Below are 15,590 nucleotides of genomic sequence, written 5' to 3' on the forward strand. Positions count from 1 at the left end.
TCTTCGGGAAGGTATGCGGGGGTAATGCTGGGCACGCACGGCCATTTCTCCTTCCTACGGCCCTCCGGCGCCGTGCAGCACGAGCGAACGACATCTAGGCAGTTGCACAAGCGCCGCCGGGCGCCATATCTTGTAGTGCAAAATCTTGCGTGGGGATCAGAGTGACGATGGTGATCGAGAGGCCGCGGCGCCGGCGGGCGGAGCCCAGCCGCCCTCTGCAGCTTGAGGCGCAGATCTCATTCCGTGTTCCGGCGGACGTGCGTGACGCGGTTGAGCGGCGGTTCGCTGACAGGGGGCTTGGTTTGAGCGCCGGTTTGCGGCTGCTGCTCGCGGATGTGGTGGCGGGCCGCCTTAATTGGCCGCCCTCGGGCGAGGGTAAAAGGAAGTAGCTGTGGCTGATCCGGAACTCGAATCCTTTAAACGGGAAATTTGCTGCACGCGCGTTCTCGAACAGCACGGATACATCCGAGATGTCGGTGAAAGCACCGATGCGAGTGCCAAGTACCGGAAGGCTGATGATATCGTCGTAGTCCAGCTTGCCGACGGTCATGGGACTGGATGGATGTCCGTGCGAGGGGATGGTGGTCGGGGCGGGCGGTGCGGTGACGTCATTTCCCTCTGGCAGGATCTGACTGGCGACAGTCTCGGTCGTGCCCGTGTGGCACTGCGCCGCTGGACTGGCGGTGGTGCCGCGGTGAACCGCATCCGCCGGCCAGCCTCACCGCCGCGCCTGCGCCCAACGCCGACCGCCTTTGATCGTGGAGTCTGGGGCCGCCAAGCAAGGCTTTGCGAAGGATCCCTCGGATGGGCATACCTGACCGAAGCGCGAGGCCTTAATGAGGCGCTGATCAAGCGAGCTATAGAGCGGCTACGAGAGGGTCCCTATGGTACTGTGTGGTTCCTCCATGCCGACCCTCGCACTCCTGGTGTTCCGACCGGTTGGGAAAGGCGTGGCCCGAGTTTCGACGGGTATGCAAAGGGCGGTGGGAAAGCTCTCTTCTTCCCTTGGCAATCTTTAGGAGCTGGGCGCCTGGTACTTTGTGAGAGCGCGATCGACGCGCTGAGCTACGCTCAGGTGGACGGGTGCCGTGGGGATACCCTTTATGCCAGTCACGCGGGCGCAATTGCGGAGGAGACGTGGGGCATCCTGACCGATTTAGCCTCGGGTCTCGATCTCGTCTTGGCGTCAGACCGAGATGTCGCTGGCGACAACTTCGTCGCATCTCTAAGTGAACGTCTCGGATCAATCGCCCGCAGCATCACCGAAGATCGCGTTCCACCCTATGCTGGTTTTAAGGATTGGAACGAGTTCGTGAAAAACCAACGATTGCAGCAAATGCATGGGGAGCAACGAGATGCTCAGTGATCAGCACCCCGCTTCCGGCACCGATCCGTCTGAAACCACTGAGAAGGCTGGCCCGGCAGCGGTGGCCCGTCCCCGCGCCCGGCCGATCAGTTCGTATGCGCTCCTTGACAGACCTTTGAGCGGTCGAGGCGTATTCCGGATCGTTGACCCGCGCTTGAGACACAAGGACCAACTCGAAAGCTTGGTAACCGCACTGCGTGAAGGTGCATCAATCAGCAACCTAGAAGGCAAGGCGACCGGCACGACCAGCGTCGTCGAGATGAACGGATTCCGTTACTTCATTGAGCCGACCTACGCTCTTGGCGTTGAGGAGCTAACAACGCTCCTGGCACTGAGCGCCATCGCTAAGATGAATCATCGGAATGGCTACAAGTACGAGGCTACTAGGGCAGCCTCGGTGAGGCGGCTGCCCCAGCGCAGAATGCAGGCATCTCTGCTGAAAGAGATTTCCCGTGATGTGCTGCGCTCACGCCTGCAAGCCAAGGGGCCTGCATGGCAGTCGGGAGAATATCTGGAGGCGCGCGGGTCGATCTACGCGCTTATGACGGAATGCGGGCTAAGTCGCGGGCAGAAAAACTATGTGAGGACACTGGCGTCCCTACTGCGGCTTTCACGAGTTGGATACACAAATCTCGGCCGTAGCGGCAGTAACTCAATAAACCTGCAATCAGGAGAAAACCTGATTTATTTTGAGTATGATGGAGCAACCAATGACTTCATCGTTTGGCTGAATGCTAGGCTGACGTCCGCACTGATCAGCAGCCGTTTGTCGCTGGATGCTGGGGTCAGTGTCGATCTCGCAGAGTACCGGCAGCTCCGTGATGGCGCCAGGATCATTCACTGCCACCTCTCAGAAGCCCTACGGGCGTCATCGGACCCGCGGAAAGGGCCTACCAGATACTCACCAGAGGATCTGGCTGAAATGCTGTACGGGCCAGCGGCCGACGTAAAACCCGACACACGGGCTAGGCAGCGAAACCGCGCGATCACCGCTGCACTTCAACTCAACGTCCTCAAGCCTGCCTGGGAGGTGCTTGAGGTCCGCGACAAAGTTGCGGGACACAGAGAACCAGTTGTGGTGGCGGTCGACCTATACCACCGGGACGTCCGCAGCCCGGAAGCCAAGGGCAGCCCGGACAGGTAGTACACAAGTAAGGAATTCATTCGTAGGACAAGTAGCAATTTGGCTGGATGAGGCGTCTGAACAAGGCTTCCGTTTCAAGCCAAGACAGCTAGTACGAACAGCAACTCGTACTAGCTGTCTTAGAAAGTTTGCTGAAGTCGTACTACCTGTCCGGGCGAGTCGTACTAGCTGTCCATGGTTACTCGTAGGAGCTGTCCTGGAGTGACATGCATGACTCGTACTAGCTGTCCTTGCGTTTCGTACTAGCTGTCCGTGCAAACGGCAGCTAGGACAGCTAGTACGATGTGATACTCGTACTAGCTGTCCTGGAAGTTGGTAGAATGTTGTTTCTTAACAGCGGGGTAGCGGACGAAAGAGGCCCTAAAACTGCCTACTATAATTACAACTATATATATAAGAAAGAAAAGGCCCGTCCTGATCCGATGAAAAGCGGAGCGGCCTGCGGCCGCAATCTCTCTAGCGGCGCCGCAAGCGGCGCAAAGGGCCGTAGGAAGAGGCAAAGGCTGCAGCGCCCATCTCCCTGTGGCTATCATAGGCACACGTCTTGGGGGAGGTATCCGGGGTATGGCTGGGGCCGAAACGACGAAGGCTGCCCGAACGAAGGGGCGGCCTTCTCACCGTCTCAGGAGGCCCGCATCAGGCGCTCCAGGGTCTCGGTTATGATGTCGGCATAGGTTGGCAGGTTGCCCTCCTGGTGCCTCCGCTGCATGTGGGCCAGCACAGCCCGCGGGGGAGGGTGCTGGCCGTCTGCCGCAGACGACTGGCCCCAGGTGATGGCCTCCCTGAGCAGGGCCTCGATGCTGGCGACGGCGGCCAGGAGCTCCGCCTGCCGATCGGCGGCCTTCCTCTCGGCAGCGGCCTTCCGAGCGCGCCGCGCGGCTTGCTTGGCCTCGGCGTCCTGCGCCCGGAGAGCGGCAACGGGATCCCGCCCCTCCGGCTGCTCCCCGCGATGCTGGCGCAGGTGCGCATGCACCCGTGAGGCCGACGGCGTCACGCCCGAGTATTCCTTGAGCACGGCGGTGACGCCTCGGATCGTCAGCCGGTTGCCCTTGCGCTTCATGCTCTCGATCGTGGCGGTGATCTCATCGTCATTGAGCGGGCCGGGAGAGTGGTCGGCGCGCCGGACGATCTCGAGCTCGCGGTGCCGGCCGACGTCGCGACCCCACGCCAACACCGCGCCGCCCTCAATGCCGGTCACGTAGTCCTGCTCAAAATTGTTGGCCCACTCGTGCGTCGCGTCGCCCGTGGGATCGATGCGGCCGATCACATCCAGCAGGAAGTCCGCCCTGAGTTCGTCATCGGCCTCCTCCCAGCGAGCGATCAGATCCTCGGCCTCTTCCATGGTCAGCATGATGTTCGGTGTCCTGTCTCAGTGGGGGCGGCTTGCTTGCTGCCTCCGATGTCCAGACAGTATATGATACGGACATCCGTATCAAATGCAGGAACGATTAACGAAGATCACGTTTTCGGGTTGCTGAGGGTGAACCGGTGCAGCCAGCGGGGGGCCAGCGCGGGCACTCCGTGTGCCCATGGCGTGTGCATTCCGTGTGCCCATGGAAGGCCTACGGGAGGCCCACACTCGGGAGCTTGATCGCTCCACTCTCGGTCTTCTCGACCTTCGAAAATTCGGTTTCCCGAGAGGCAGAAAACCTGCCCGCTTCACCTGGAGGTCATTTCTTTTTGGCATCATGGCCTTAGCCAGCCGTGACCGTATCCGCGCGCCTCCGGCACGCTCCACGGTCAGCTGGCCAGGGGCTTCGCCCCGTGGACCCCAGCAGGTGGGGGGAACCCCCTCCTGCACCACCCCAGCCGCCGCTCTGCGCCGGCCTAAGAAGGAGTCCCGAACGTGCCGCGGCGACAGGGCACCGAGACGCGCAGGATGGCCGGCCAAGTGTTGGTACGGCTGCCGACCGGCACGGCTACCGCCCTCTCGGCCGCCGCGGCCTCCGTGGGCCTCTCCGACGCGGCCTGGGTCCGTGTGCTCCTGGTGGATGCCCTGGGCGCCGAGGCGGCCGACGCGGCCCCCGTGTCCAGGCGCGCACGCTCGCACGCCGCTCCCTCCGAGCTGGTCCAGGCGATTGCCGGCCTGCGCGAGGCCCTCGGCGAGGCGACCGGAGCCCTGACCAAATCGGCCGTATTCGCGCGCCTGGCCGGCTCCCAGGCTGAGACCCTCGCTCTCCTGGATGCGCTCGCGCTGAGGTACCGCGTCCACGCCCTTGAGATCGATGAGATCAAGGTGGCCCTGCTAGCCCTCGAGCGGGGCGCCCAATGATCGGCGGAGCGGTACGCGGCGCTGGTGGCCCTGCGCTTGCGCGCCACTTGCTCAATCCGCGGGACAACGATGAGGTGCGTGCCGGAGCGACCCGTGGCGTCGTCGCAGATACCCCCGCCGCGCAGATCCGCGAGCTGGAGCGCCTGGCATCCCATGCGATCAGCAAGCGGCCCCTCTATCACGTCCATGCGGACCCAGACTGTGCTTCTACATGGACCGAGGAGCAATGGGCTGACTACTGGGACCGCTTCGAGGCTGAGTACCACCTTGGAAGACAACCTTTTTTCGAGGTCATCCACGTCAAGCACAACCGCGAGCACAGGCATCGCGTCTACTCCCTGGCACTGACCTCAGGAGCATGCGTACGCCTCGGAAATGAACGCCGGAGGCGGGAGAAAATCCACCGCATTACCGAGGTACAGACCGGCGCGGCGATCACGAAAGGCGCGCACAACCTAGCGGTTCGGAACGCCCTGATCCGCGAGGCCCGGCACGACGTGGTCGCAGCAATGCAAGCCGCCGGCGCCCTAGATGGGAAGCGCGCCAGATCTCCACTCACCCCGCCTGAGCGCGCCCAGCAGGAGCGTACCGGCGTCAACCGCCGTGCCCTCGGTCTGGCGGCGCTAACCGGTTGGCGGGCGGCGGACAGCGGACCCGCCTTCGTGGCGGCCGTAGAGAGCCACGGCTTCAGCGTGGCGCATGGAACCGACGGCCTTGTCCTGATCGACTCATCCGGAGCGCCGCATGGCCTCCGGCGGCTCCTGGCTAATGCCGCCCGCGACGCCGGGGGAGAGCCGATCCGGGAGGCCGATGTGCGCGCGCGTCTAGGCGGGCTTAGCCTGCCCCAGGCAGCCGAAGCCGCAGCAGCGATGCGGCAGCGCGACCCAGCCGCCGCAGAGCCGCTGCCGGTCCTTGGCCCGGCAACCGACGCCCCGCGCTCGGCCGCTTCGGTGCCTATGGGTGAGCGGCAGCGGCGCCGGGCGATGCGCCGAGCCCAAAAGATTTTGCTGCGTGCGGATCCTCAGCACCTGGCGCAGGTCGCGGCCAAGGTAACAGCTGACCTCCAAGCCGCGGAGGCGATCGCCGCCTCGCCGACGCCCCCTCCATCTATACCTGCGGCTGGCGTGCCTACTGCGACCAATCCCGGGAGGGCAGGCCGCCTCTCAGGTCGCCGCGCTGAGCGCATCCTGGCAGGAGTCAACCCAGCCCGCCTTGCCGCTTTTGCAGAGCAAGCCGCCGAACGCCGAGGTTTGGCCAATGCGGCGTTGACGCCACCCGCAGCCGCTTCTGCTGACCTCGACGCCATGGGTGAGCGGCGTCGCCGCCAGGCGATGCGCCGGACAAAGAAAAGTCTGCTGCGCGCGGATCCCAAGCACGTGGCGCGGCTCACGGCTCAAGCTGGGGATGGCCGCCAGGCAGTCGAGGCGGCACGGACCGCCCCTGATCCTGGACGCCTCGCATCGCTGGTCGCCGATGCCGTGGACGCCCGCCGGCTGGCGAGCGCACCGCTGACGGCGACAGCCGTCCCCATGGCGCCACCTGCCGCACCCGAAACCCGGAGCCTCGCCCTGCGCGGGGCTGCGATCCAGCTCCGGGACCGCCTGTCTCACCCCAGCCGCGCGGCTCGTCTAGGCGCGTGGCTCAACACTGCGAAGGACGCAGCCGATGCCGCACGATCAGTCACCAGACCTGGACACGGTGGACCAGCTCAGGGGCAAGGAGCCCGAAGCCCAGTTCGAGACGCCGGAGCCATGGGAAACAGGGATCCCCGCGGAGGAGCCAGTAAATCAACTGCTACCGCCGGAGGATTCGATCATCCTCCGGCGAGCGGCCGAGGGCGTCGATCGCCTGCAGGCGTTGCTGGACGAGGAGGAGGGGGAGGGAGAGAGCCCCATCGACACGATGCTGCGGCTGCTCGAAGAGATGCTGGCCACACAGAAGGTGATCGTGGAAATAGCCCGGCTGCACCGAGAGGAGACCGCGGCGCTCGGGCTGAGACTCTCCGCACTCGAAGCGCGCTTGCCAAGCAAGACCGCCGCCGCACCCTCGACCGCCTCCAAGGCCTTGCCCGCAACGCCCGAGGAGCTGCCGTCGGACAGCTCAGAGGTCCACTAGCGGCACGCGCTGCATGGGTCGGCGTCGCCGTTGTGCGCTCAGCCGCGCCCACCGGCCGCCAGGCCTACAAGGTTGCCTTGCTCTCCGAGTTCTATGTGGGGCAGCTCGAGGGCGGCATCGCCACCGATCTGGCCCGGGTTCGTACCGCGGCAGACCATGTCGAGGCGACGTTGCATGATGGCACGTGCATTCGAGACAATGGAGCGCTGATCGAGGCATCCGACATGTCGGATGCCGCTGCCCGGACGATGATCGCGATGGCAGCCGCCCACGGATGGACGCGCATCGAGATCGCCGGCGACGAGGGGGCTAAGGCGGCGATGTGGTTGGCCGCCCAGAGGCGCGGGATCGAGGTAACTAACTGGCAGCCTCCAGATGCCGTCCAGGCGGCCTGGGAACGAGAAGAGGTAAAACGGAAGCGCAAGATCGACGGAGAAGTGGCCGTCAGAGACAAGCCGCGCCTTTCCCTGCGGCAGATATTGACGCGCGCACCCGTAGTGGAACGGCTAGATCCTCGCAACAGCGCGTCATCGGTTGCGCTTCCTGTAGCGCCGGTGCCGGGTGCATCACTCGACCAGCGCGATCCGAAGAGCAGCGACACTGGCCACAGCGAGCGACCGCACCACCTGCCGGTTATCGACGTGAGAGCTTTGGAGGTACTCGGACAGGCGCGCGCCGAGGAGCTGGCGCGACGGCGGAAGGGGCCCAGCACTCGCCGGATCCCATCTGCTCCAGGTAGGGACGCGGCACCGGCAGATCAGGCGGCGTGGGTCGGCGCGATGAACCGGCAGATCCGTGATGCTCGCGGACGTCTTGCGAAAATTGGGGCAGATGCCCCGCTGCAGACTCTGGAAGATGCGCGTGAGCGCTTAATCGCCGATGCCGATGCGACACTTGCGCAGGCAAAACACGAGGCGCGAGCAGCGTCGAGAACGCTTACAGAGCACCAGACTGCCCGCCCTGGGCGGATATTCAAGTGGCTCAGCTTGGCTGGTGCGGCTCAATGGCAACTGGAGGCCGAGGTACTCGCCCAACAGCACGGTACGGCGGCGGCTGCTCTGAATGATGCCACTTTGGCGCGTCGCGACCGGGCGCGGTACTTGGCGTCGCCGGCCGGCAAGGTGGAGATCCAGGCGGCACTCGATCGATCGCGCCTCACAACCGAACTCACCCAGCTTCGGAAGCGTGACCTTGCAACTGAAATCCGCGAGCTCGAGCACCGGGTCCAAGCGGCGCAACAGGATTGGGGAGCGCCCTCGCTCGATCTAAAACCGACGTCGCGTACGCCGCCGCGCGTACGGTGAACACTCATCGCTGCTGAGCGCCCTCACTTGGTACGGCGCTTAATACTTGCACCGCCGACCAGCGAAGCTCCAGGCACTAGAAAAAACTCGACTCCGGCACCTTCTAGAGCCTGAACGATACGCGCCATCTGTTCGGTTTTTAGGTTGGGCAGGGCAGGTCCTGCGCCCTCGGCCCTCTCGACGGTCGGTTTGCTGACGCCCGCGACCTCCGCAAAAGCTTTCTGCGAGTTGAAGCCCGCAAGGCGTCGCGCCGCAGCGATTTGATTTCCGGTCAGCATCGGGCCGCAGCCTTGGGCTGCCAAGGCCTTTCTGACAATGCCGTGCATCTTTGGAGATGTTCCTGCCATCTTCGGAGATTGCAAGATAAGCTCGGGAGAACTAACTTGTCCATCGCGAGCCACCTTTGGATCCGAACAGAATGTCGGAGCGCACTACCCCACCTCTCCCCATCAGCGAGCTCAGCCGGTGAGTGCGCTGACTGTTACGGCGTTCCTCGCCCTGGCCCCCGCCTGCGGGGTCGCCCCGGCCGAGGTGCCGATGCTGGCGGCCATCGTTGCGACCGAAAGCAGCTTTCATCCCTATTCGGTGCATGTGAATGAGGCGGGGCGCTCCGTCGCGTCCCGGCGCTTCGGCTCGGTGCAGGAGGCAACGGCCTACGTCGACGCGCTGATCGCCCAGGGCGTGACCAACATCGACATGGGCGCGACGCAGCTGAACTTGCGCGCCGGGCACCTTCAAAAGCGCGGCCTGCCGCCCAGCGCCGCCTTCGACCCGTGCACCGCGGCACGCATCGGCATCGAGGTCCTGGCCGAGTGCTTCGGCCGGGCGCCCGCCGTGCTGCCCGAGCAGGACCGGCTCGACGCCTCCCTGCATTGCTACAATTCCGGCCGCTTCACCCCGAACGGCTACGCCGACCGCGTGCGCGTCAACTTCGAGCGCCGGATCCTGCCCGCGCTCCGCGCCCGCAACACCCTCGCGACGGAGGAGGCCCCTAGCCTCCCCTCGCCCCCAGCCGCCACGGCGACCCCTACGCAGCGTCCGACAGCGACGGTTCTGCGCCCGGGCACCGGACGGGAACTCACCTTCAACCGCTAAGGAACAGTCCCCCCATGGGCCTTCTCACTGCCATCTCCACCTTCCTGCTCGGCCCCTTCGGAGTCGCGCTGATCGTCTGCGGCGTGGCTGCCTGCTTCCTCCTGGCTGCCGCGCAGATGCTGCCGCCGCGTGCGGGTTTCGTCAGCATGGCGTGTGGCGGCGGCGCCTTCATCGGCGCCTATCTCGTCCGCACCTACATCTCGCTCGGAATGAGCTGATCCATGTCCGGCGGGTTTGCGGGCGACACGCTCTACCTGGCCTGCACGCGGCCCGCCATGAAGAGGGGCGTGCCGATGGAGGGCTACTACACTAACTTCTTCGGCTCGTTCTTCTTCGGCCTTGTCATGAGCAGCCCCTTCTACTGGCTGATCTTCCTGCTGTTCCACCCGATCATGCGGGCGCTCGCCAACAAGAACCCGAACTTTTTCCGCGAGTGGCGCATGTGGCTCGACACCAAGGCGCGCGTCATCGGCCCGTGTCTCTACGCCCTGCCGCCCCAGAACGCCCGCAAGCCCGAGGACATGCCCAGCTATGTTTGACCGCCTGCGGATCAAAGCCGTCCCGCTGCTGAGCGATTGGGTGCCCTACGAGGACTTTCTGGCCGACAACGCCATGCTGCTCTCGGACGGCAGCGCCTACGCGATCTATGAGGTCGCGGGCATCCCGTCCGAGACGGGCGAGCCGGTCGATCTCGTCGGCAGCATGGACGAGATCAACGCCGTCATGCGGAACATCCACACGGATCGTCTCGTCCATGGCGTGCGCCTGTGCCGGGGCATCGTGGACCCTTCAACCATTCCCTTCGGGCAGACCGATCTCCCCTTCGTAGCGCCGATGCTCGCGCGCTACGAGGACGGGTTGGTGCACCAGAACCTCTACTTCAACCGCCTCTATATCACCCTGCAGTTCCGCCCGGCCCAGCCTGCCGGCGAGTGGATCGGCGACAAGGTGAACGAGGCCGCGGCGAAGACGGCGAAAGGCGAGGACAGCGCCGCCACCCGCCTGCACAACCTCAACCGGGCCTGCGCCCTGGTCGAGCAGCAGCTGCGCGGCTACGGCCTGCGGCGGCTCGGCGTGACCCTCCGCACGGTCCCCGGCTCCCTCCCACGCGTGAATGCGCCCTTCAACGAGATGGTGGAGGCGGAGGTCTTCGCATTGACCGGCGTGTGGCGGCCCGTGCCGATGACGACCGGCCGGATCGGCAACACCGCCTTCTGCGAGGATGTCGTCTTCCATCATGAGCACATCGAGATCAGGGGGCCGGGCTGGACGACCTTCGCCGCCCATCTCGGCTTCCGCGAGTACCCGGCCATCACCTATCCCGGCGTGCTGAACACGCTGCTCGCCGCCCCCTTCCGGTTCACGCTTCATCAAACCTTCCGCTACATGGAGCAGTCCGAAGGACAGGACGTCATCACCCGGAAACAGAACCGGATGGTGTGGGCCAATGACCGCGCCTTTAAGCAGCTAGCGGGCCTGGACGAGTTCGCGGCCGACCTTCAGGCCGGACGCTTCGTCATGGGCGACCACTACTTGACCCTTTGCGTCTTCGCGGATCGGGCGGTGGGTGGCGGCGCCATGTATGAGCGCTTGGCGCGGGCCTTCGGGCGCGTCGGCCTACCGACGGCCGTTACCAACGTCATCCGCGAGGTCCTGGATACCGTCGTCGGCCGGCCCGGCACCAACGCGCTGAACGATGTGGTGGACGACGCCTGGAAGCGCCTGGCGTCCTCGGCTGCCACCGTCGCGCGCGAGAACAAGGCCCTCATGGCAGCGTGGCTCTCCATGATGGGGGGCAACACGAAGTACCGGGTGCGCCCGGGCGCGATCAGCTCGCGGAACTTTGCGGGCCTCGCCCCGCTGCATAACTACGCTGGGGGCGCCGAGACGAGCCGCTGGGGCGGTCCGATCGCCATCCTCCGCAGCAGCGGCGGCACCCCTTACAAGTTCCACTGGCACGACGGCGAGGGGGACGCCGCGGTCGGCTCCACCTTCGTCTCGGGGGTGATGGGCTCGGGCAAGTCGGCAGGCGTCGGCTTCTTGATCGCCTGCACCCGCGCCCGCATGGCAAAGCTCGGGGGCCGGATCTTCGCCCTCGACCATAAGCGGGGTTGGCAGGCGCTTTGGTATGCTATGGGCGAACGGTACCGCGTGCTTGAGCAGGGCGAGCCCTGCTTCGCACCGATGAAGACCCTGCCCAACACCTCTGACGCCCGCACCATGATCTTCACCCTTCTTCACGGCTGCATCCTCTCGGATGGCCAAGGGCCGATCACGGCCGAGGAAGAGAACCGGCTGGCGCTAGGGATCGAGACGACGATGGAGAACGAGCCGGGCGACCGCTGGCTTGGCTCCGTCCTCGCCTTCCTGGGAGCCGGAGAGAACGGCGCCGGCGCCCGCTTCCGCAAGTGGTGCTGGGGCGAGGAACTCGGCTGGGTGCTGGACGCCCCGGAATGCGCGGTCGATCTCGGTCACGCCTGCCAAGCCTTCGACACGACCAAGCTACTCGACCATCCCCGCGCCCGCGGCCCGGCCATGACCTTCCTGTTCTTCGTGGCCGAGATGATGCTGGACGGACGCCCCCTGTTGATGCCGGTAGACGAAGGCTGGCGGGCGCTGGCCGATGAGGTGTTCCGAGCGAATATCATCACGTCCGGCCGCACGATCCGCTCCAAGAACGGGGCACTGATCTTCATCAGCCAGTCGCCGTCCGACGTCATCGCTGCCGGGGTGGTCGCCTCTCTGGTAGAGCAATGCCCGAACCAGATGCACTTCGCGAACCCCAGCGTGAGCCGGTCGGATTTCGTGGAAGGGCTAAAGCGGAGCGATGGCGAGTTCGAGGCACTGAAGACTATCGGTAAGGGCTCGGGCCGCTTCCTGCTGTGCAAGGGAAGCGAGAGCAGCATCCAGCAGCTTCCCCTAGCCGGGATGGGCGACGATCTCGCGATCCTCTCCACGTCCAACCACACGCTGCGGATCATCGACGCGATCCCCGACGATGTGCGCCGCGACCCTGTCCGGTTCGTCGCGGAGTACCACCGCCTGCGCAGCCTCGTTGCGGCGAAGCGCCAGGCGGATGCCCAGGAGCCGGCCTTTGGAGAAATGACGTCATGATGAGGCGAGCACTCGCCGTCACTGTGGTGGGGATGGGGCTGCTGACCAGCAGCGGCACTCAGCGGCCGGCGGCGGCCATCTTCTGCGCGAACTGCGCGCAGGAGATCACCCAGCAACTGAACTGGGGGCAGAACTGGATCGAGATGGGCAAGCAGCTTGAGCAGGCCCGCTCGATCTACACCGAGGTCCAGGGCACCTACACCCAGGCGCGGACGGTGTGGGAGGCGGCCACGCGGATCACCGATCTCGGGTCGGCGGTCAGCGCGCTCGGCGCCGTGGGGATCCAGAACCCGCTTCCGGTGAACCCCTACGTCCTGCAATCCCTGCTCAACGGCACGGGGGGCCTCCAGGGCTCCCTCGCATCCCTTGGCGGGCTGGTGAGCAGCACGGCGACCACCAATCAGGTCTATCGCGTCCAGGGCGGGAACTTCGCCCAGGACGAGATGATCCGGCGAGCGTCGTCCCTCTCCGGGGCGCAGGGCGTCGCGCTGCAGCTGCATGAAAGCGCCGCCCAGCGGTCGCCGCTTCTCGCGCAGTTGCAGGCGCGGCTCTCCACGGCGCGCGATCCGACGGAGCGGGAGGCGCTGATGGTGCGCCTTCAGGCCGAGACGGCGCAGATCCAGAACCAGCAGGTCCAGGCGCAGGCCGCCGCCAGCTATCAGGCGGCGCAGGCCCAGGTGGATCAACTGCGCCAGGAAGAGCGCCTTCAGAAGTCCATCGACGAGGCCCTGACCGTCCTCGACGGCCGGGCCGGGGCACCGGCTCAGGCGCCCGCAACCGCCGGCGTAGGGAGCTGATCATGCGTCGCGTTGGCCGCTTCATCCTCAGCGAGCTTTATCCCAGTCCCAGCATCTTCGGGGGCTTCCGCCTGCTGTTCCTGGTGGTGGTCCTCCTGATGATCCTAGGCGCGATCAAGGGGCACTCGGAGACGATGCCCCCGAGCGCGGAGTGGTATGCCGACCACCCCGCCGTTCGGGAGCGTGTCGTGGCCGCGTGCCGGGATAATCCGGGGGCGGCGCGGCGCAATGATCACTGTGCGGCGGCGAGCCAGGGCAACTTGATCGCCGCCGCGCGGGAGGCGTCCGCCCGGGCGCCTCTCGACCCCTTCGACAACACCCCGCCGTCCTCGCCGCGCTATTGGGCCGCGCGGCCCGAGGCCCGGCGCGAGTTCATGGAAATCTGCAGACGCGCCGAGCCGTCCTGGCGGGCACGCAATAACTGCCGTGCTGCAGGATACACCTAATGCCGACCTGGGCCCTCTTCGCCACGATCTACGACAACTTCGCGATCCCGCTGATTGCCCTGACCAATGGGCTCGTCAGCGCCCTGTCCGCGTGGACCCTGACGTGGATGCGGGACGCCATGATCGTGCTGCTCGTCGGCACAATGCTGTGGTCCGCGATCAAGGGCGGCGAAGACCCCATCTCCATCCTTCTGACCTCGCTGGTAAAGTTTTGGTTCGTCGGCCTGCTGCTCACGTCCACGCTCAACTTGGGGCCGCAACTGCGCGACCTGCTGCTGACCGGGATTGAGCGCGATGTCGGTGGCGCCCTTTCCGGCGCCAGCGGAGCCCGCATGGTAACGGGTGCGCTCTACGACTCTCTTTGGAACCGCGCCTTCGCGGGCGGGCTGCGCGTGATGCGCCAGCTTCCGTGGTCGGTCGCGGGCGTGATCCTGGGATGCGGCGTGCTGCTTTACTGGTTCGTGGCACTCGCCGCCTGCGTGATGGGCTTCCTGATCTGGATGAAGGCTTTCATCATGGTCGCCCTGCTCGTCGGCCTGTGGCCGCTCTTTGTCGCGATGTGGCTGTTCCCCTGGTTCCGCTTCCTGTTTTGGGGCTGGCTGCATAGCGTCTTCGCCAACGTCATCCTGAAGCTGCTCACCACCGTCCTGCTCTCGCTCGTCCTCAACGGCCTGGACCGGATGATCGTGACGCTGCTGGCGCAGACATCCAACGGCGGCAACGAATGGCTCGCGCTGCAAACCCTGCTCGGCGGCGCCGCCATGTTCGTCTCTGCGGCGTGGCTCACCTACCAGCTTCCCGGCACCGCCGCTGCCATCTCTGGTGGCTTCTCCGGCTATGGGCATCTGCCGGGCTTCCGCAATCCCTTCCAGAAGCGAGAGCAAGCTGGCGGGGCCGGTGGAAGCGGCGGACGCAGTGATTACAACCGTAACTACTCCGGGCCGGGCTCGGATGGGTCGCCTGCAAACGACTCAATCCCCGTGGTGCGAAACGCACCGCCTGGTCAGTCCCTCTCCAACCCCTGAGTAAGGACGCATTCTCCTCATGCGATCGCTTGCCCTCCTGCTGCTCTTAACCATCGCGGCCTGCGCCAGCGGCGGAAAGGAACTGCCGAAGCCTGACGGCCATGTTTTCCGCCTGAACCCGGAGCGTTGGGCTGAACGCGTCAGCGATGTGCGGGAGGCCCGCAAGTGAGGTCCCCGCTGCAGCTTGCCTCCCCGGCACGGCCGGCCGAAGCGCTCGATGGTGCCGCCGCCCGGCAGCATCTCGCGGCCGCGTCGACGCGCGCCGATCAGGTCATCACGCTCGGCCGCTCCTTTCGCACCGCCGGGTGGATCGTCGGCGGTACCGGCCTCTGCGTGGGACTTGTCGGCCTTGGCGTTGCCGCCCTGGTGATCGTTCGCGACGCGCCCGCCGTCCCGGTGTTCAACACGATCTCTTCCGAGGGGCGCATCGAGCGCGCCGTCACGGTGGAGGACGTGCCAATGAAGTTCACCGAGGTCACGTCGCGCCAGTACCTCCAACTGGCCGTGGAATACTGCGAGAGCTACCACTACCAGACGCGCGAGACGGACGCCCCGCGCTGCGGGCTCTTCCTGACCCCGGCGCAGCGGGCGCGCTTCGCGGAGTACTACGAGGGCGCGGAGGGGCCGCCCCGGCGTCTTGGCCAGCGCGGCGCGCTCGACGTAGTGCGCCCGACCTTCACGCCGACCGGGAAGGGCACCCAGAACACGGAGGCGTGGACCGTGCGCTTCACGAAGCGCGAGACGCCGCCGACCGGCGGTGCGGTGTGCGTGCCCTGGCAGCTCACCATCCAATTCCAGTGGCGCCCCGAACTGCGGATGACGCCCAGTGACCGAAACATCAACGCGGCCGGGATGCAGGCCTTCGTGTGGGAAGGCCAGCCCGACCCATCAGGCCGCCCGGGGAGCTGCTGA

Annotated in this window: 17 protein-coding genes; 14 read left to right on the top strand and 3 right to left on the bottom strand. The window is 65.7% G+C overall.

The genetic code is table 11. From position 1 onward, the window contains the following. The first annotated feature begins 391 nt into the window (after positions 1-391). The gene (locus EAH89_RS25665; protein ID WP_140886550.1) at positions 392-1,366 is read left to right on the top strand and encodes a DUF3991 and TOPRIM domain-containing protein; all 975 of its coding nucleotides are present in this window, start codon (positions 392-394) and stop codon (positions 1,364-1,366) included. After that, a complete protein-coding gene (locus tag EAH89_RS25670; protein ID WP_161993756.1) occupies positions 1,356-2,510 on the top strand; it encodes a replication protein C, IncQ-type in 1,155 nt (384 codons plus the stop codon). Before EAH89_RS25665 ends, EAH89_RS25670 begins: the two co-directional genes overlap by 11 nt. A gap of 622 nt (positions 2,511-3,132) precedes the next feature. On the opposite strand, the gene EAH89_RS25675 is transcribed toward EAH89_RS25670, so the two are convergent. Then, on the bottom strand, positions 3,133-3,861 hold the full coding sequence (locus EAH89_RS25675) for a hypothetical protein (protein ID WP_140886552.1): 729 nt from the start codon (positions 3,859-3,861) through the stop codon (positions 3,133-3,135). Between the two features lie 495 nt (positions 3,862-4,356). Between EAH89_RS25675 and EAH89_RS25680 the strand changes: the two genes are divergently transcribed. Continuing rightward, positions 4,357-4,782, top strand: a complete 426-nt coding sequence (locus tag EAH89_RS25680) for a hypothetical protein (protein WP_140886553.1) — start codon at positions 4,357-4,359, stop codon at positions 4,780-4,782. Between the two features lie 1,163 nt (positions 4,783-5,945). On the opposite strand, the gene EAH89_RS25685 is transcribed toward EAH89_RS25680, so the two are convergent. Beyond that, positions 5,946-6,158: a hypothetical protein gene (locus EAH89_RS25685; protein WP_140886554.1), complete on the bottom strand. Its 213-nt coding sequence runs from the start codon at positions 6,156-6,158 to the stop codon at positions 5,946-5,948. A 289-nt stretch (positions 6,159-6,447) separates the two neighbouring features. Between EAH89_RS25685 and EAH89_RS25690 the strand changes: the two genes are divergently transcribed. Next, on the top strand, positions 6,448-6,897 hold the full coding sequence (locus EAH89_RS25690; RefSeq protein ID WP_140886555.1) for a hypothetical protein: 450 nt from the start codon (positions 6,448-6,450) through the stop codon (positions 6,895-6,897). Positions 6,898-6,974: 77 nt separating this feature from the next. Then, on the top strand, positions 6,975-8,201 hold the full coding sequence (locus EAH89_RS25695; RefSeq protein ID WP_140886556.1) for an LPD7 domain-containing protein: 1,227 nt from the start codon (positions 6,975-6,977) through the stop codon (positions 8,199-8,201). Positions 8,202-8,224: 23 nt separating this feature from the next. Here EAH89_RS25695 and EAH89_RS25700 read toward each other — a convergent pair whose 3' ends face one another. Beyond that, entirely contained in the window at positions 8,225-8,527 is a 303-nt protein-coding gene (locus EAH89_RS25700; RefSeq protein ID WP_140886557.1) for a helix-turn-helix domain-containing protein, read from the bottom strand. A 139-nt stretch (positions 8,528-8,666) separates the two neighbouring features. Between EAH89_RS25700 and EAH89_RS25705 the strand changes: the two genes are divergently transcribed. Genes EAH89_RS25705 through EAH89_RS25740 form a run of 9 tightly spaced genes read left to right on the top strand, consistent with a single transcriptional unit; the run spans position 8,667 to position 15,590 of the window. Next, positions 8,667-9,296 (top strand): transglycosylase SLT domain-containing protein, encoded by a 630-nt coding sequence (locus EAH89_RS25705; protein WP_161993757.1) that lies wholly within the window; start codon positions 8,667-8,669, stop codon positions 9,294-9,296. Positions 9,297-9,310: 14 nt separating this feature from the next. Next, the gene (locus EAH89_RS25710; protein WP_140886559.1) at positions 9,311-9,514 is read left to right on the top strand and encodes a hypothetical protein; all 204 of its coding nucleotides are present in this window, start codon (positions 9,311-9,313) and stop codon (positions 9,512-9,514) included. A gap of 3 nt (positions 9,515-9,517) precedes the next feature. Further along, a complete protein-coding gene (locus EAH89_RS25715) occupies positions 9,518-9,835 on the top strand; it encodes a VirB3 family type IV secretion system protein (RefSeq protein WP_140886560.1) in 318 nt (105 codons plus the stop codon). Further along, positions 9,828-12,410, top strand: coding sequence for a VirB4 family type IV secretion/conjugal transfer ATPase (locus tag EAH89_RS25720; protein ID WP_140886561.1), 2,583 nt, complete (start codon positions 9,828-9,830; stop codon positions 12,408-12,410). The genes EAH89_RS25715 and EAH89_RS25720 overlap by 8 nt, the downstream gene beginning before the upstream one ends. A gap of 32 nt (positions 12,411-12,442) precedes the next feature. Continuing rightward, positions 12,443-13,207 (top strand): type IV secretion system protein, encoded by a 765-nt coding sequence (locus tag EAH89_RS25725; RefSeq protein ID WP_161993758.1) that lies wholly within the window; start codon positions 12,443-12,445, stop codon positions 13,205-13,207. A gap of 2 nt (positions 13,208-13,209) precedes the next feature. Beyond that, on the top strand, positions 13,210-13,653 hold the full coding sequence (locus EAH89_RS25730; protein WP_140886563.1) for an EexN family lipoprotein: 444 nt from the start codon (positions 13,210-13,212) through the stop codon (positions 13,651-13,653). After that, on the top strand, positions 13,653-14,678 hold the full coding sequence (locus tag EAH89_RS25735; RefSeq protein ID WP_140886564.1) for a type IV secretion system protein: 1,026 nt from the start codon (positions 13,653-13,655) through the stop codon (positions 14,676-14,678). Before EAH89_RS25730 ends, EAH89_RS25735 begins: the two co-directional genes overlap by 1 nt. Positions 14,679-14,697: 19 nt before the next feature. Further along, positions 14,698-14,847 (top strand): hypothetical protein, encoded by a 150-nt coding sequence (locus EAH89_RS31545; RefSeq protein WP_161993759.1) that lies wholly within the window; start codon positions 14,698-14,700, stop codon positions 14,845-14,847. Next, positions 14,844-15,590 (top strand): type IV secretion system protein, encoded by a 747-nt coding sequence (locus tag EAH89_RS25740; protein ID WP_140886565.1) that lies wholly within the window; start codon positions 14,844-14,846, stop codon positions 15,588-15,590. The genes EAH89_RS31545 and EAH89_RS25740 overlap by 4 nt, the downstream gene beginning before the upstream one ends.

The sequence above is a fragment of the Muricoccus nepalensis genome (genome assembly GCF_006438825.1).
GTDB classification, from domain to species: Bacteria; Pseudomonadota; Alphaproteobacteria; order Acetobacterales; family Acetobacteraceae; genus Roseomonas; species Roseomonas nepalensis.